Below are 15,876 nucleotides of genomic sequence, written 5' to 3' on the forward strand. Positions count from 1 at the left end.
GCCGCTTGCGTGGTGCGGGAAGACGAGCCCGGGGGAGCCGCCCCGGTTAGCGCCGACACGCGTGAGACGCCCGCGGGCCGCCGACTAGCATCAACCGGAGTCATCCTCGTCACTTGCCCCAGAAGGAGCCGATCGTGTCGCATCCGCCGTCAGCCGCCGCCGTCCCCGCCGAGCGCGTGGTGGTTCCGGCGGGCACTACGGCGGGAGCCGCGGTCCGCGAGGCCGGGCTGCCGACCAAGGGCCCGGACACGATCGTCGTCGTGCGCGACGCCGAGGGAAAGCTGCGCGACCTCGCCTGGGCGCCCGAAGCCGACGCCGAGGTGGAGCCCGTCGCGGCGAACACCGAGGACGGCCGCAGCGTGATTCGCCACTCGGCCGCCCACGTGCTCGCACAGGCCGTGCAGCAGGAGTTCCCCGACGCGAAGCTCGGCATCGGGCCGCCGGTCAAGGACGGCTTCTACTACGACTTCGCCGTCGACAAGCCCTTCACCCCGGAAGACCTGCAGGCGCTCGAGAAGCGCATGAAGCAGATCGTGAAGGGTGCCCAGCAGTTCTCCCGCCGCGTGTTCGACTCCGTGGACGAGGCGAAGAAGGAGCTGGCGAACGAGCCGTTCAAGCTCGAGCTGGTCGACCTCAAGTCCGAAGTGGACACCGACGAGGTGATGGAGGTCGGTGGCGGCGAGCTGACGATCTACGACAACCTCGACCCGCGCACCAAGGAGCGCGTGTGGAGCGATCTCTGCCGCGGCCCGCACGTGCCCACCACGAAGTTCATCCCCGCGTTCAAGCTCACCCGCGTGGCCGCCGCGTACTGGCGCGGCAGTGAGAAGAACCCGCAGCTGCAGCGGATCTACGGCACGGCGTGGGAGTCGGGCGAGGCGCAGGACGCCTACCTCGAGCGCATCGCCGAGGCCGAGCGCCGCGACCACCGCCGCCTCGGCGCCGAGCTCGACCTGTTCTCCTTTCCGGAGGAGATCGGCTCCGGCCTGCCGGTGTTCCACCCGAAGGGCGGCATCATCCGCCGCGAGCTGGAGAACTACTCGCGCCGCCGCCACGAGGAGGCCGGCTACGAGTTCGTGAACACGCCGCACATCTCCAAGGGCGAGCTGTTCCACACCTCCGGCCACCTGCCCTACTACGCCGACACGATGTTCCCGCCGGTCAAGTTCGACGACGAGGACTACTACCTCAAGGCCATGAACTGCCCGATGCACAACCTGGTCTACCGCTCGCGCGGGCGATCGTACCGGGAGCTGCCGCTGCGGCTGTTCGAGTTCGGCACGGTGTACCGCTACGAGAAGTCCGGTGTGGTCCACGGCCTCACCCGTGTGCGCGGCCTGACGATGGACGACTCGCACATCTACTGCACCAAGGAGCAGATGCCGGGCGAGCTGCGCTCGCTGCTGAAGTTCGTGCTCGACCTGCTGGCCGACTACGGGCTGTCGGACTTCTACCTCGAGCTGTCCACCCGCGGTGACTCCGAGAAGTTCATCGGCGAGGACTGGGAGTGGGAGGAGGCCACGGAGACGCTGCGGCAGGCCGCGATCGACTCCGGCCTCGAGCTCGTGCCCGACCCGGGCGGCGCCGCGTTCTACGGCCCGAAGATCTCCGTGCAGGCCAGGGACGCCATCGGCCGCACCTGGCAGATGTCCACGATCCAGCTGGACTTCAACCAGAACAAGCGCTTCAACCTCGAGTACACCGCGTCCGACGGTTCGCGCCAGCGCCCGGTGATGATCCACCGCGCACTGTTCGGCTCGATCGAGCGGTTCTTCGGCGTGCTGACCGAGCACTACGCCGGTGCGTTCCCCGCATGGCTCTCGCCGGTGCAGGTCGTCGGCATCCCGATCACCGCCGACCAGGTCGAGTTCCTCGACGGCGTGCAAAAGGCGTTGCGCGCCAAGGGAATCCGGGCCGAGGTCGACGCGAGTGACGACCGCATGCAGAAGAAGATCCGTACCCACACCACGCAGAAGGTGCCCTTCCTGCTCCTGGCGGGCGCGAAGGACGCCGAGGCGGGCGCGGTGTCGTTCCGCTTCCGCGACGGCGGCCAGATCAACGGCGTGTCCGTGGCCACCGCCGTCGACGCCATCGCCGAGTGGGTGGCCGGCCGCGAGAACGCTTCGCCGAGCGCGGAGGCCGTGGAGAAGATCCTGCGGTGAGCGACGCGGACGGTCCCGAGATCGTCGAGCAGGACGGAGTGGGGGTCCCGGACGCGCTGCAGCGGCTGTGGACCCCGCACCGGATGGCCTACATCAAGGGGCAGGAGAAGCCGGACGACGACGAGTCCGACGGCTGCCCGTTCTGCCGCATCCCGGGCCTCGACGACGAGACGGCGCTGATCCTGGCGCGCGGCGAGACGGTATACGCGGTGCTGAACCTGTACCCGTACAACCCCGGTCACCTCATGGTGGTGCCGTACCGCCACGTGGCCGACTACACCGACCTGACCGAGGCCGAGACGCGCGAGCTGGCCGAGTTCACCCAGCACGCCATGGGCGTCGTGCGGGCGGTGTCGGCGGCCCACGGGTTCAACATCGGGATGAACCAGGGCGTGATCGCCGGCGCGGGCATCGCGGCGCACCTGCACCAGCACCTGGTGCCGCGCTGGGGCGGGGACGCCAACTTCATGCCGGTGATCGGGCACACCAAGGTGCTGCCGCAGCTGCTCGGAGAGACGAGGAAACTCCTGGCGGACGCGTGGTGAAGACCACGGGGCGCGGGAGTGTACCGACGCGGTCTGTGCCGATCATTACTAATCCGACCACAGTCACGGCCGAATGTCTTCGTAGCAACGGTTACGTGCCGCTCGGGGGTCGGCCTACTTTTGGCCGGATTAGTAATTGAGCCCTCAATCAGGGGTACCGTGGACGTATGTCCGAACCTCGCTGGCTTTCCGAAGACGAGCAACGCGTCTGGCGCGACTTTTCCCAGGCCGCCGCGCTGTTGCAAGCGCACCTCGAAGGCCAGCTGCAACACGACTCGGGCATGCCGCACACCTACTACGAGGTCCTGGTGGCGCTGTCGGAAGCCGACGGGCGTCGGCTGCGGATGAGCGAGCTCGCCGAAGCCCGCGGCTCCTCGCGCAGCCGTCTGTCCCACGCCGTGGCGCGGCTGGAGGGCAAGGGCTGGGTGCGGCGCGAGTCGTGCCCCACCGACAAGCGCGGCGCGTGGGCGGTGCTCACCGACGCCGGGTTCGCGGCGCTCGAGACGGCGGCCCCCGGCCACGTCGAGGCCGTGCGCGAGAGCCTCTTCGACCGGCTGACGCCGGAGCAGGCGCAGCAGCTGGGCGAGATCAGCTCGGCGATCCTCGGCGGTCTGCGGCCCCGGTGCGCGGCCGCGATCGCGGCCGAGGAGGCGGGCGGATTCGTGGCCCCGGTCGTCGAACTGCCGAAATCAGGCTGATCGCCCGGCGGGTCGCGGGGCGGGACGTCGGCCCCGTGCCGGCGGGTCGATAGGCTTTCGTGGCCCACCCACCCTCGAGCCAGGTGCACCAGACGACGAGATGCTCAACATTTTCGCCCGTGCCTCAGTCTCCCGCGTCACCGATCCGATCGGTCGGACGCTGGTCCGTGCCGGACTGACTCCGAACGCGATGACCGTGATCGGCACCGCGGGTGCCGTGGCGTGCGCGCTGGTCTTCTTCCCGCAGGGGCTCCTGCTGTGGGGAACCTTCACCGTGTGGGGGTTCGCCATGCTGGACCTCCTCGACGGCGCGATGGCCAGGGCCCGCGGTTACGGCACCCCGTTCGGAGCCGTCCTCGACGCGACGTGCGACCGCTTGGTGGACGGCGCGCTGTTCGCCGCCATCGCGTGGTGGTGCTTCGTGGTCGACCACAACAACCGCGCGGCCGCGGCCGCCCTGATCTGCCTGGTGCTCGCCCAGGTCATCTCCTACGTGAAGGCCCGCGCCGACGCGTCGGGCCTCGAAGCCGACGGCGGCCTCGTCGAGCGAGCCGAGCGGCTGATCATCGCGCTCGTCGGCACCGGCCTGCACGGCCTCGGTGTGCCCTACACCGTGGAGATCACGCTCTGGCTGCTCGCCGTGCTGTCGGTGATCACGCTGCTGCAGCGCGGTGCCGCCGTCGCGAAGGCCGCGCGAGCCGTGGCCGCGCAAGCCCAGCAGGCCGCGGAAGCCACGAGAGCCGAGCAAGCCCGGCAAGCCGCGGGAGCCCAGCAAGCCGCGAAAGCCGAGCAAGCCAGGTCGGCCGAGCAAGCCGCTACCGCTGCCGAGCAGGCCACGACCGGAGAAGTGCAGAAAGGTGGGGCGCAGCCGTGAGCGCGCTGTCCCAGCGGCTCGGCGAGTTCGGCTACACGGCGGGCTGGCAGCTCGCCCGCCGGATGCCCGAGCCGATGGGGACGACGGTGTTCGCCCTCGGCGCCGACCTCGCCACCCGCCGCGGCGGCGGGGGCGTGCGCCAGCTGCGCGCCAACCTCGCGCGGGTCGTGCCGCAGGCCGACGAGACGGAGCTCGACGAGCTCGTCCGCCGGGCCATGCGGTCGTACGCGCGGTACTGGTACGAGACGTTCCGGCTGCCGTCGATGGACCGCGCCGAGGTGATCTCCAAGGTCGGCGCCGCGATCACGGGTGTCGAGAACATCGACGCCGCCCTCGCCGAGGGCAACGGCGCGGTGATCGCGCTGCCGCACAGCGGAAACTGGGACGCGATCGGGGTGTGGCTGGCCGATCGGCTCGGCGGGTTCACCACGGTCGTCGAACGGCTCAAGCCCGAGTCGCTGTTCAACCGGTTCGTGGCCTACCGCGAGTCGCTCGGGTTCGAGATCGTGCCGCTCACCGGCGACAGCGCGGCGATGCGCTTGTTGCTGAAACGCCTGCGGGAGAACAAGGTCGTGTGCCTGGTCGGCGACCGCGACCTCACCACGAGCGGTGTCCCGGTGCGGTTCTTCGGGGAGCGCACGCACATGCCCGCGGGCCCGGCGCGGCTCGCGGCCACCACCGGGGCCGCGCTGTTGCCCGCCGGCTCGTGGTTCAGCGAAGACGGCTGGCAGGTACGCGTGCACCCGCGCATCCGCGTGACCGCCCGCGCCGAGGTGCCCGCGGCCACGCAGGCGCTGGCCGACGCGTTCGCCGGCGACATCGCGGCGCACCCGGCCGACTGGCACATGCTGCAGAAGATCTGGCTCGCCGACCTCCAGGCCGCCGAGCGCGGCAGCCTCGAAGAAGTGGGCTGACGCGATGGCGGGCGGGCTGAAGATCGGGATCGTGTGCCCCTACTCGTTCGACGTACCGGGCGGGGTGCAGGGGCACGTGATCGACCTCGCGCGGGCGCTCATCGCGCGGGGGCACCAGGTGTCCGTGCTGGCGCCCGCCGACGAGGACGCCGTGCTGCCGGACTTCGTGCACCCCGCGGGCAAGGCGCTCGGCATCCCGTACAACGGCTCGGTCGCGCGGCTGCAGTTCGGGCCGGTCTCCTACTCGCGGGTGCGGCGCTGGATTCGCGACAACGGGTTCGACGTGCTGCACCTGCACGAACCGGCTGCGCCCAGCCTGTCGCTGCTCGCCCTGAAGGTGGCCGACGGGCCGATCGTCGCCACCTTCCACACGGCGACCACGCGCTCGCGCACGCTGGCGGCGTTCCAGCCCGTGCTCCGGCCGTTGCTGGAGAAGATCACCGCACGTATCGCGGTGTCGGCGCTCGCCCGCCGGGTGCAGGTCGAGCACGCCGGAGGCGACGCGGTCGAGATCCCCAATGGCGTCGACGCCGAGTTCTTCGGCCGCGCCACGCCGCTCGACGGCTACCCGCGCGCGGGCGGCACGGTCGGGTTCGTCGGCCGGTTCACCGAGCCGCGCAAGGGCATGGACGTGCTGCTGGAGGCGTCGCGCCGGCTGCTGCCGGAGTTCGAGGACCTGCGGCTGCTCGTGGTCGGCCGCGGCGACCCGGACCAGCTCCGGCGCATGGCCGGCCCCGAGCTGTGGCCGCACGTCGAGCTGCTCGGCCAGGTCGACGACGCCACGAAGGCGCGGGCGCTGCGCAGCGTCGACGTGTACTGCGCGCCGAACACCGGCGGCGAGAGCTTCGGCATGATCCTCACCGAGGCCATGGCCTCGGGCACGCCCGTGCTGGCCAGCGGGCTCGACTCGTTCCGCCGCGTGCTCGACGACGGCAAGGCCGGGCAGCTCGCGACGACCGGCGACGCCGGCGCGCTCGCCGACGGCCTGCGCGAGCTGCTCGGCGACCCGGCCCGGCGCGCGTCCCTGGCCGCCGCGGCGGGGGAGCGCGTGACGGCGTACGACTGGTCGGTCGTCGTCACCCAGGTGCTGCGCGTGTACGAGACCGCGATCGCCGCCGACCCGAGGCTGGTCGTCGCGGGGGAGCGGGAGTTCGCGCGGTGACCTGGCTCGCGTGGCTGATCCCCGTGCTGGCCGCGATCGTGGTGCTGGGCGGGCTTTTCCTCGTCGCGACGGCCAATCGCCTCGACCGCCTCCATGTGCGCACGGACGCCGGCTGGGCCGCGCTCGACGCGGCGCTGGCGCGGCGCGCGGTGGTCGCCCGGGCCGTCGCGGCCCTGCTGGACGGCACCGGCCCCGGTCTGCACGCCGCGGCCGAGCGGGCCGAACGCGCGTCCCGCGCCGAACGCGAGGCCGACGAAAACGAGCTGACCCTGCGCCTCGGAGCCATCGACCGGACGGCGCTGCCGCCGGTGCTGGCCGAGGAGCTCACCGACGCCGAGCACCGCGTGGTCATCGCGCGCCGCGTGCACAACGACGCCGTGCGCGACACGCTCGCCCTGCGGCGCCGGCGGAAAGTGCGGTACTTCAAGCTCGCCGGGACGGCGCCGCTGCCGGAGTACTTCGAGTTCGCCGAACCCGACGTGTGACCGGAATTGCGGGCGACGGTGGCACACTGAGGCGCATGACCGCCGAACCGGATGCCTGCGCCGTCGCCCACGGCGCTCCCGAAGCGAACCCCGACGCGCGGACCCTGGTCGCCGTGTTCGCGTCGCCGGTGGCCCGGTACCTGCTGAGCTACGCCGCCGACCTGGGCTACCACACCGTGCTGTTCGAGCCGGACGCCGCGCGCGCCACCGATGTGCGGTCCGCGTGCGACATCCGCACCGCGATGCCGGCGCTCGACAAGACCGCTGACGTCGTGGTGACCGACCACCACCGCACCGAGCTGGGCCCGGTGTTGCGCGACGCGCTCGCGGAGGACGCCCGCTGGGTCGGCGTGCTGGGCAACCCGCGTCACGAAGGGCCGCACGTGTCCGCGCTCACGGCTCTGGGCGTGCCGGCGCCGGACATCGCGCGGGTGCACCGCCCGGTGGGGCTGAACATCGGCTCGCGCAAGCCGGCCGAGATCGCCATCGCCGTGCTCGCCGGCCTCATCGCCGACCGCAACGACAAGCCGGGCGGCTTCGAGTTCTGACCTGCGCGAGCACCGGGCTCACAGAGGCATCGCCCCCTCCGGCAGCGGCTCGAACCGGGCGTGGACGCGGGTGAACGTGGCCGTGCCCGACGTCAGCGAGCGCAGGTCGATCGCGTACCGCAGGAGTTCCGCGGCGGGCACCTCGGCGTTGATGACCGTCCGGCCGCCCTCGCCCGACTCGGTGCCGAGGACCCGCCCGCGGCGGGACGACAGGTCGCCGAGGACGGTGCCCAGGTGTTCGTCCGGGAGCGTGACGGCGACGCTGTCCAGGGGTTCCAGCAACGTGATCCGGCTGGCGGCCGCGGCTTCCCGCAGGGCGAGCGCGCCGGCGGTCTGGAACGCCGCGTCCGAGGAGTCGACGCTGTGGGCTTTGCCGTCGACGAGCGTCACGCGCACGTCGACGACCGGGTGCCGGTCCACGAGCCCGCGCTTGAGCTGCGCGCGGACGCCCTTCTCCACGCTCGGGATGAACTGGTGCGGCACCGAGCCGCCGACGACCTTGTCCACGAACTCGAACCCGCTGCCGCGCGGCAACGGTTCCACTTCGAGGTCACACACGGCGAACTGGCCGTGGCCGCCGGACTGCTTCACGTGGCGGCCGTGGCCGCGGGCGGGTTTGCCGAACGTGGCGCGCAGGCTGATGCGCACCGGCTCGGTGTCCACGTCGGCTCCGCCGGCGCGCAGCCGGGACAGGACGACGTCGGCGTGCGCCTCGCCCATGCACCAGAGCACGAGCTGACCGGTCTCGGCGTTGCGGTCGAGCCGCAGCGTCGGGTCGCCGGCCACGAGGCGCGACAGGTTGCGCGAGAGCGTGTCCTCGTCGCTGCGGGTCTTCGCGATGATGGCGACCGGCAGGAGTGGCTCGGGCATGCGCCAGGGTTTCATCACCAGCGGGTCGTTCGGCGACGAGACGGTGTCGCCCGTTTCCGCCGAGCCCACCTTGGTCAGCGCGCACAGATCGCCCGCCACGCAGTAGGGGACTTCGCGCAGCGCGGAGCCGAGCGGCGAGTACAGGTGTGCCACGCGTTCGTCGGCGTCGTGGTCCTCGTGCCCGCGCTCGGCGAGGCCGTGGCCGGACACGTGCACCGCGTTCTCCGGCCGCAGCGTCCCCGAGAACACCCGGACGAGCGACACGCGTCCGACGTAAGAGTCCACGGCCGTGCGCACGACCTCCGCGGCGAGCGGTCCGGCGGGGTCGGCCGTCAGGTCGCCGTGCGGGCCGCCGTCGGGGGTCGTGACGCCCGGCACGACGTGCTCCAGCGGTGACGGGAACGCGCGCACGATCCCGTCGAGCACCTCAGCGAGCCCGATGCCGCTGGTGGCGCACACGGGGATGACGGGGTGGAACGACCCGCGCGCCACCGCCGTCTCGAGATCGGCGATGAGCGTGTCCTCGGAGATCTCCTCGCCGCCGAGGTAGCGCTCCATGAGGGTCTCGTCCTCGCTCTCGGCGATGATGCCCTCGATGAGCGCGTTGCGGGCGTCTTCAAGCCCGGCGAGGTCGGCCGGGTCGGGCTCGCCGATCCGCGGCGGGTAGCCGGCCGAGTAGTCGAAGTAGCGCTGGGTGATGAGGCCGACCAGCCCGTCGCGGGCCGGCAGGTAGAGCGGCAGCACGCCCGCGCCGAACGCGGCCTGGCAGGCGGCGATCTCCGCGAGCGCGTCGGCCCGGTGGTGGTCCAGACGGGAGACGATCACGGCCCGGGGCATCCCGACCGATGCGCACTCCTCCCATACGGCGACCGTCGCGGCGTCTACGCCTTCGGCCGCGCACACCACGAACAGTGCGGCGTCGGCGGCGCGCAGCCCGGCCCGCAGCTCGCCGACGAAATCGGCGTACCCCGGCGTGTCGATCAGGTTGATCTTGTGGCCCTGGTGCAGCACCGGCGCCACCGACAGCCCGACGGAACGCTGCTGGCGCACGGCGGCCGGGTCGTGGTCGCACACCGTCGTGCCCTCGACGACCGAACCGGCGCGCGAGACGGTGCCCGACGCCGCGAGCAACGCCTCGGTGAGCGTGGTCTTCCCGGAGCCCGAGGGCCCCACCAGCACCACGTTGCGCACCCGGGCGGGGTCGGCCACAGCGACGGCGGCCCCGGTGTCGGTACTCCTGCTCTGTTTGTCGGCCATGGCGACTCCTCGGCGAACGGCTGGTGTACGCGATGTGTCCTCGATCACACACCCGCTACCCTGGGCAGGGCAAGGCAGGGCCGGGGGGACCACGCGTTTGCTCCCCGCTGGGTTCCCGCCTCGGGCCGGGTTAGGGGGAGCGGGATGACGATCAGCAGGCGCACGTTCCTGTGGGTGTCCGGGGCGGCGGTACCGGTGGCGGCGGGCCTGGGGGCCACCACTCCGGACACGGCGCCGGACCGGTGGGCGGTCCTTCGGCGGCGGCTTTCGGGGGCGTTGTTGGTGCTCGGCGACGCGGGGTACGAGGCCGCTCGCCACGGCTATTTCACGATGTACGACCACCACCCGGCGGCGATCGCCGGCTGTGTGAGCGAGGCCGACGTGCAGGCGTGCGTGGACTTCGCCGCCCGGCACGGCATCCCGGTGGCCGCGCGCTCGGGCGGGCACAGCTACGTCGGGTACTCCACTGTGGACGGTGGCCTGGTGGTGGACGTGGGGCGGCTCGACGGGATCCGGGTCCTCGACCACGGACGGGCCGTGGTGGGTGCGGGCGCGCGGCTGGGGCCGGTGTACCAGGCGCTCGGTTCCGCCGGGCGGGCGCTGGCGGCGGGCACGTGCCCGACCGTCGGCATCGCCGGGCTGACGCTCGGCGGGGGAGTCGGCGTGCTGGGCCGCAAGCTCGGGCTCACGTGCGACCAGCTCGAGTCGGCGCGGGTCGTGACGGCGGACGGCGTGGCGCGCACGGTGTCGGCGCACCAGCACGCGGACTTGTTCTGGGCGTTGCGCGGCGGCGGGGGCGGCAACTTCGGCATCGTCACGTCGTTCACCTTCCGGACCGTCGAGGCGCCGGACCTCACGTCGTTCGGCCTGCAGTTCCCGCCCGAGGCGGCCGCGACGCTGTTCGCCGAGTGGCAGGACTGGCAGCCGCGGATGCCCGACGAGCTCTGGTCCGACCTCGGGCTCGGCGCCACGGCGGCGAACTTCGGCGGCTGCTTCGCAGGTCCGCGCAGCCGGCTGAAGCCGATCCTCGACGACTTCGTCCGCCGGGTGGGCGCGGCGCCGCTGAAGCGTGAGAAGCCGGAGACCGATTTCCTCGGCGCGATGCGGTACTTCGCCGGCTGCACGGACCTCGCGGGTTCGGCGTGCGGCCCCGGCTGGGGCGGCGGTACCGGCAAGATCGGGACCGCGGCGTACGTGGCGACCTCGCGGATGCTGATGCGCCCGGCGAAGGATCCGGCTGCGGTGCTCGAGCTGCTGAGCGAGGACCCGGATTCTTACACGATCGTGGACGGTGGCGGCGGCGCGATCGCGCGCGGCGACTCGGCTTTCCCGTACCGCCGGGCGCTTGCGAGCTTCCAGTTCACCCACGGGCTGGAGCACGCGACCGAAACCGCGGCAAGGCGCGCGATCGGGCGAATTCGCGACGGGCTCGGGCCGGAATTCGGCACAACCGGCTACGTCAACTACCTCGATCCGGAAATGCCCGACTGGGGTCAGGCCTATTACGGCGGAAACCTGCCCCGGCTGCGCGCCCTCGCGCGCCGCTACGACCCGGACCGCGTGTTCGCCTTCCCGCAAGGGGTAACCCCGGCCTGACTGTCCACAACGGATTATTTTACACTTCTCCGATTCCCGTTTTCGAGGAGGAGGAAAGTGCTGGAGCTGGCGTGGTCGGCGGACGAATTGGCGCGAACGAGGCTCGCGTTCTCCCCGTTGTGGGAAATCGTGGCGAGCGTCCGGGTGCTGGCCGGTCCGGGGGAGCACGCGCTGCACCTGCCGTGGGTGCGCAAGGCGTCCGGCGCGCTGGCCGACGCGGGGATCGACGTCACGCCGCTCGCCGATCTCGTCGCCGGCCGCTCGGTGCCGCGGTTCCTCACGCCCACGCCGGCTTCGCCCGTGCCGCAGCTGGCCGACGAGCTCGCGGACCTGCGCGACGTCGCCCCGCGCGCGGTGCGGCGCGAGCTGGAGGCGATGGACCCGCCGCGCTCGGCCGCGCTGACCCGCTTGCACCGCGATCCGGAGGCGGGGCTCGACCGGCTCGCGGGGCTGATGGAGCGGTACTGGGCGGTGGCGCTGGCGCCGGCGTGGCCGCGCATGCGGGCGCTGCTGGAAGGCGACGTGCTGCACCGTTCGCGCCTGCTCGCCGCCGGTGTGGCGGAGGACCTGTTCCGCGACCTGGCGCCCGCCGTCCACTGGGCCGAGGGCGCGCTGATCGTCGCGCAGCGCCACGTCCCCGGCACGGGGGCGCCGCACGGCCACGGGCTCGTGCTGGCGCCGTCGGTGTTCGTCTGGCCGCGCGTGATCTCCCGGACCCACGCGGGCCGGCAGCCCGTGCTGCGCTACCCGGCCCGCGGCGTCGCCGGCCTGTGGGAAACCGGCGGTACCTCGTCGTCGGCGGCCCTGCGCGGGGTGCTCGGCCGCAGCCGCAGCTCGCTCCTCACTTCTCTGACCACGCCGGCGGACGTCGGCGAGCTGGCGCGCCGCGCGGGTCTGAAGCAGGGCGTTGTCGCGAAACACCTCCAGCTCCTGCGCACCGCCGGCCTGGTCGCCACGGCCCCCGACGGCGTCCACTCCCGTACGGTCGCCGCCGACGCCGTGGTGACCGCGGCCGACGACTGAGTGTCAGGGGACTCCGGCCAGCCGCAGCAGCGCCGCCGTCGCCGCGGCGGCCACGACCACGGCCACGAACGGGGCTTTGCGCCACGCCAACACACCGCCGACCAGCACCCCCGCCGGCCGGGCGATGCCGGCGAACGCATGCCCCTCCGTCAGTGCGCTTGTCGCGACCAATGCGGCCAGCAGGACGACCGCCGACAGAGCCATGAGCCGCTGGGCGCGAGGGGAGAGGCGCACGCGCGTGCGCAGCACCGGCCCCGCGAAGCGGAAGGTGAACGTGCCTGCCGCGAGGACCACGGTGGCGATCAGGAGCTCGACGCCGTCCATCAGTGGGCTCCTTCCAGCGTCTTCGGTTCCTTGGCCGCGACGCCGACGAGCACGCCGGCCAGCGCCAGCAGCACCGGGAGACCCGCGGGCAGGAACGGGGTCGCCACCAGGGCGACCACCACGCCCACGGCGACGGGCAGCCGGGTTGCGCGGTCGCGCAACGACGGCAGCACGAGGGCCAGCAGCACGGCCGGGAACGCGGCGTCCAGGCCGAACGCGGCGGTGTCGCTGATCGCGGTACCGGCGAAGGCGCCCGCGACGCAGCCGGCGTTCCACGCGACGAACAGGCCCGCGCCGCAAGCCCAGTAGGCGGCGCGGCGGCGCGCGGAATCGTGCTGGGCCAGGGCGAAGGCCACCGACTCGTCGATCATCAGGTGGCTGCCGGCGATGCGGGCGGCCCACTTCGAGCCGAAGACGTCGCCGATCGCGAAGCCGAACGGCAGGTGCCGCGCGTTCACCAGGAGGCCCGCGACCACGGCGGCCAGCGGGTTGCCGCCACCGGCGATGATGCCCACCAGCATGAACTGCGACGCGCCCGCGAAGACCAGCAGCGACAGCAGCATCGGAGCCCACAGCGGGAAGCCCGAGCTCACCGCGATGGCGCCGTAGGAGACGCCCACGAGGCCGTCGGCCACGCAGACGAGCGCGATGTCCCGGGTCAGCTCCCGGTCGAGTGTTCGCCAAATCGAACGCATAGTGCTTTATGCTGAACACAAGACCGGGTGTTCGTCAAGGCGAACGGAAAGACTGATGGAGCGAACACAGATGTCGCAGGAGACCACCGGCGCGCCGCTGGAGATCATCGCCGCGTCGCTGCGCCGCGAGCGCACCCGTGCGGGCCTGTCGCTCACCGAGGTCGCGCGCCGCGCCGGCCTGGCGAAGTCGACGTTGTCGCAACTGGAATCCGGCTCGGGCAACCCGAGCGTGGAGACGCTGTGGGCCCTCGGCGTGGCCCTCGACGTGCCGTTCTCCCGGCTCGTGGAACCCGAACGGCCCCAGGTCCGCGTGATCCGCGCGGGCAAGGGGCCGACGGTGTTCGCCGAGCACGCCGACTACGCGTGCACGCTGCTGTCCGCGTGCCCGCCCTCGGCGCGCCGGGACCTGTATGTGATCCGCGCGGAGCCGGGCACTCCGCGCAGGTCGGACCCGCACATGAACGGCGTGGTCGAGCACATCGTGATCTGCGCCGGACGGGCCCGCGTCGGCGTGCGCGACGACCCGGTCGAGCTGCTGCCCGGCGACTACATCTGCTACCCCGGGGACGTGCCGCACATCTTCGAGGCGCTGGAGCCCGGCACGTTCGGGGTGGAGATCTCGGAGTACTCGTGAAAAACCGGCGGTGAAAAACGCGGGGCTTACCAGCCGCGCTCGGCGAGCCGGTGCGGCTCCGGCAGCTCCTCGACGTTGATGCCCACCATCGCCTCGCCGAGGCCGCGCGAGACCTTGGCCAGCACGTCGGGGTCGTCGTAGAACGTCGTCGCCTTGACGATGGCCTCGGCGCGCTGCGCGGGGTTGCCGGACTTGAAGATGCCCGAGCCCACGAACACACCCTCGGCGCCGAGCTGCATCATCATCGCCGCGTCGGCCGGGGTCGCGATGCCGCCCGCGGTGAAGAGCACCACCGGCAGCTTGCCGTTCTGCGCGACCTCCTTGACCAGCTCGTACGGTGCCTGCAGCTCCTTCGCCGCCACGAACAGCTCGTCCTCGGGCAGCGACGACAGCTTGCGGATCTCGGCGCGGATCTGGCGCATGTGGGTCGTGGCGTTGGAGACGTCACCGGTGCCGGCCTCGCCCTTGGACCGGATCATTGCCGCGCCCTCGGTGATCCGGCGCAGCGCCTCGCCCAGGTTGGTCGCGCCACAGACGAAGGGGACGGTGAAGGCCCACTTGTCGATGTGGTTGGCGTAGTCGGCGGGCGTGAGCACCTCGGACTCGTCGACGTAGTCGACGCCGAGCGACTGCAGCACCTGCGCCTCGACGAAGTGGCCGATGCGGGCCTTCGCCATGACCGGGATCGAGACTGTCTCGATGATGCCGTCGATCAGGTCCGGGTCGCTCATGCGCGCGACGCCGCCCTGAGCGCGGATGTCGGCGGGCACGCGCTCGAGCGCCATGACCGCGACCGCGCCGGCGTCCTCGGCGATCTTCGCCTGCTCGGCGGTGACCACATCCATGATCACGCCGCCCTTGAGCATCTCCGCCATGCCGCGCTTGACCTTGGCGGTGCCGGTGACGGACTGGGGTTCGGGGGTGGTCTGCTGCTCGGACACCTCGGGGCCTTTCTCGGGACGGACTCCTGCGCCTTCGAGCGTAGGGGCGTGGTGGACCGGTGAACCAGGCCAGTGCGCGGCTATCTCGGCAGTCCACTTTTCGAGGGGCCACCACCTGCGGATCCGGTCGCCACGGGGTGGTGTCGGCCGCGTCACGTGCGGCCGGATCGACGCTGACCTGCGCCGGTGTCGACGGGGTATCCTGGCGGTACGGATGGGGGTCGCTTCGCGGATTCCCGGTGCTGTCCGGCCAGTGGGCGTCGTGAGCTCCGGCAAGATCCCCCTCGAGGTGGCCACTCGGCGACGTTTCGGGAAGGCCACTCGCCGGCGCCGGAGTCCGGCGGCCGGCCCGGTCCCTCGGGTGGGTGACAGCCGGTCGACCGCCCGCTGACCTGGCCGGAAGGCCCGCGAGGCGTCCCCCTAAGCTGAGCAGAACGTCTTTCGGGAGGTCGGGTGGCGACAGCTTCGGGAGCACGGCCGACGGTCGGCGTGCTCGCCCTGCAAGGCGCCGTGCGCGAGCACGTCGCGATGCTGGAGCGCGCGGGCGCGCACGCCGTGCCCGTGCGCCGCGAGGCCGAACTGTCCGAAGTGGACGGCCTGGTGCTCCCCGGCGGGGAGTCCACCACCATGTCGCGGTTGCTGGAGAGCTTCGAGCTGCTCGAGCCGCTGCGGGCGCGGATCGCGGACGGGATGCCCGCCTTCGGCTCGTGCGCCGGGTTGATCCTGCTGGCGCGCCAGGCGCTCGACGGGCGCCCGGACCAGCAGCAGCTCGGCGGGCTCGACGTGGTCGTCCGGCGCAACGCGTTCGGCAGGCAGGTCAACTCGTTCGAGGTGGACCTCGACTTCGCGCGTGTCGAAGGCGGGCCTGTGCACGCGGTCTTCATCCGGGCCCCGTGGGTCGAGAAGGCGGGGGCCGGCGTCGAGGTGCTGGCCACCGTGCCGGCAGCGCTCGTGCCGGGAGACTCGGTGCCCGAAGACCCCGTGGTCGGTGAGCCCGGGGCTAGGATCGTCGCCGTCCGGCAGGGGTCGGTGCTGGCCACGGCGTTCCACCCGGAGATCACCGGGGACGAGCGGGTGCACCGGTTGTTCGTCGAGCTCGTGCGAGAAGCCTGAGCAGGGATTGCGGCGTGCGCGCGACGCGAGTCGGG

15 protein-coding genes and 1 pseudogene are annotated in these 15,876 nt (G+C 72.3%); 12 read left to right on the forward strand and 4 right to left on the reverse strand.

What is annotated here, in order from left to right:
• Positions 1–134 precede the first annotated feature (134 nt).
• From thrS to AB0383_RS41525, 8 genes and pseudogenes are all read left to right on the forward strand, one after another.
• Positions 135–2,162, forward strand: coding sequence for a threonine--tRNA ligase (thrS, locus tag AB0383_RS41490; protein WP_364171362.1), 2,028 nt, complete (start codon positions 135–137; stop codon positions 2,160–2,162).
• Positions 2,159–2,707, forward strand: a complete 549-nt coding sequence (locus AB0383_RS41495; RefSeq protein ID WP_364171360.1) for an HIT domain-containing protein — start codon at positions 2,159–2,161, stop codon at positions 2,705–2,707. The genes thrS and AB0383_RS41495 overlap by 4 nt, the downstream gene beginning before the upstream one ends.
• A gap of 167 nt (positions 2,708–2,874) precedes the next feature.
• Complete coding sequence (locus AB0383_RS41500) at positions 2,875–3,405, forward strand: MarR family transcriptional regulator (RefSeq protein WP_364171358.1); 531 nt, start codon at positions 2,875–2,877, stop codon at positions 3,403–3,405.
• Between the two features lie 100 nt (positions 3,406–3,505).
• Positions 3,506–4,105: pseudogene (gene pgsA, locus AB0383_RS41505) on the forward strand (phosphatidylinositol phosphate synthase); the annotation flags it as partial.
• Positions 4,106–4,275: 170 nt separating this feature from the next.
• On the forward strand, positions 4,276–5,193 hold the full coding sequence (locus tag AB0383_RS41510; RefSeq protein WP_366190182.1) for a phosphatidylinositol mannoside acyltransferase: 918 nt from the start codon (positions 4,276–4,278) through the stop codon (positions 5,191–5,193).
• Positions 5,194–5,209: 16 nt separating this feature from the next.
• On the forward strand, positions 5,210–6,355 hold the full coding sequence (locus AB0383_RS41515) for a glycosyltransferase family 4 protein (RefSeq protein WP_364171392.1): 1,146 nt from the start codon (positions 5,210–5,212) through the stop codon (positions 6,353–6,355).
• Positions 6,352–6,840, forward strand: coding sequence for an NUDIX hydrolase (locus AB0383_RS41520; protein ID WP_364171354.1), 489 nt, complete (start codon positions 6,352–6,354; stop codon positions 6,838–6,840). Before AB0383_RS41515 ends, AB0383_RS41520 begins: the two co-directional genes overlap by 4 nt.
• A 35-nt stretch (positions 6,841–6,875) precedes the next feature.
• Positions 6,876–7,388, forward strand: a complete 513-nt coding sequence (locus AB0383_RS41525; RefSeq protein WP_364171353.1) for an XdhC family protein — start codon at positions 6,876–6,878, stop codon at positions 7,386–7,388.
• Between the two features lie 18 nt (positions 7,389–7,406).
• On the opposite strand, the gene AB0383_RS41530 is transcribed toward AB0383_RS41525, so the two are convergent.
• The gene (locus AB0383_RS41530; protein ID WP_364171351.1) at positions 7,407–9,515 is read right to left on the reverse strand and encodes an elongation factor G-like protein EF-G2; all 2,109 of its coding nucleotides are present in this window, start codon (positions 9,513–9,515) and stop codon (positions 7,407–7,409) included.
• Positions 9,516–9,659: 144 nt separating this feature from the next.
• Between AB0383_RS41530 and AB0383_RS41535 the strand changes: the two genes are divergently transcribed.
• Together AB0383_RS41535 and AB0383_RS41540 are read left to right on the forward strand one after the other, a co-directional pair.
• The gene (locus tag AB0383_RS41535; protein WP_364171349.1) at positions 9,660–11,111 is read left to right on the forward strand and encodes an FAD-binding oxidoreductase; all 1,452 of its coding nucleotides are present in this window, start codon (positions 9,660–9,662) and stop codon (positions 11,109–11,111) included.
• A gap of 57 nt (positions 11,112–11,168) precedes the next feature.
• Complete coding sequence (locus AB0383_RS41540) at positions 11,169–12,134, forward strand: DUF5937 family protein (protein ID WP_364171347.1); 966 nt, start codon at positions 11,169–11,171, stop codon at positions 12,132–12,134.
• A 3-nt stretch (positions 12,135–12,137) separates the two neighbouring features.
• Here the strand turns inward: AB0383_RS41540 and AB0383_RS41545 are convergent, their stop codons facing one another.
• On the reverse strand, positions 12,138–12,458 hold the full coding sequence (locus AB0383_RS41545; protein ID WP_364171345.1) for an AzlD domain-containing protein: 321 nt from the start codon (positions 12,456–12,458) through the stop codon (positions 12,138–12,140).
• Positions 12,458–13,153 carry an AzlC family ABC transporter permease gene (locus AB0383_RS41550; RefSeq protein WP_366190183.1) on the reverse strand — a complete coding sequence of 232 codons (696 nt, stop codon included), beginning with the start codon at positions 13,151–13,153 and terminating at the stop codon, positions 12,458–12,460. The genes AB0383_RS41545 and AB0383_RS41550 overlap by 1 nt, the downstream gene beginning before the upstream one ends.
• A 70-nt stretch (positions 13,154–13,223) precedes the next feature.
• On the opposite strand from AB0383_RS41550, the gene AB0383_RS41555 reads away from it, so the two are divergent.
• Complete coding sequence (locus AB0383_RS41555) at positions 13,224–13,787, forward strand: XRE family transcriptional regulator (RefSeq protein WP_364171390.1); 564 nt, start codon at positions 13,224–13,226, stop codon at positions 13,785–13,787.
• A 26-nt stretch (positions 13,788–13,813) separates the two neighbouring features.
• On the opposite strand, the gene pdxS is transcribed toward AB0383_RS41555, so the two are convergent.
• A complete protein-coding gene (gene pdxS / locus AB0383_RS41560) occupies positions 13,814–14,728 on the reverse strand; it encodes a pyridoxal 5'-phosphate synthase lyase subunit PdxS (RefSeq protein WP_364171341.1) in 915 nt (304 codons plus the stop codon).
• Positions 14,729–15,181: 453 nt separating this feature from the next.
• On the opposite strand from pdxS, the gene pdxT reads away from it, so the two are divergent.
• Entirely contained in the window at positions 15,182–15,841 is a 660-nt protein-coding gene (gene pdxT, locus AB0383_RS41565) for a pyridoxal 5'-phosphate synthase glutaminase subunit PdxT (protein ID WP_364171339.1), read from the forward strand.
• Positions 15,842–15,876 lie beyond the last annotated feature (35 nt).

This window comes from Amycolatopsis sp. NPDC051373 (assembly GCF_040689465.1).
Lineage (GTDB): Bacteria > Actinomycetota > Actinomycetes > Mycobacteriales > Pseudonocardiaceae > Amycolatopsis.

Excerpts from the sequence above, each read along its gene's own strand:
- AB0383_RS41500 (WP_364171358.1), top strand. The coding sequence starts at position 2,875 with ATGTCCGAACCTCGCTGGCTTTCCGAAGACGAGCAACGCGTCTGGCGC.
- AB0383_RS41525 (WP_364171353.1), top strand. The coding sequence starts at position 6,876 with ATGACCGCCGAACCGGATGCCTGCGCCGTCGCCCACGGCGCTCCCGAA.
- AB0383_RS41530 (WP_364171351.1), bottom strand. The coding sequence starts at position 9,515 with ATGGCCGACAAACAGAGCAGGAGTACCGACACCGGGGCCGCCGTCGCT.
- AB0383_RS41535 (WP_364171349.1), top strand. The coding sequence starts at position 9,660 with ATGACGATCAGCAGGCGCACGTTCCTGTGGGTGTCCGGGGCGGCGGTA.
- AB0383_RS41545 (WP_364171345.1), bottom strand. The coding sequence starts at position 12,458 with ATGGACGGCGTCGAGCTCCTGATCGCCACCGTGGTCCTCGCGGCAGGC.
- AB0383_RS41550 (WP_366190183.1), bottom strand. The coding sequence starts at position 13,153 with ATGCGTTCGATTTGGCGAACACTCGACCGGGAGCTGACCCGGGACATC.
- AB0383_RS41555 (WP_364171390.1), top strand. The coding sequence starts at position 13,224 with ATGTCGCAGGAGACCACCGGCGCGCCGCTGGAGATCATCGCCGCGTCG.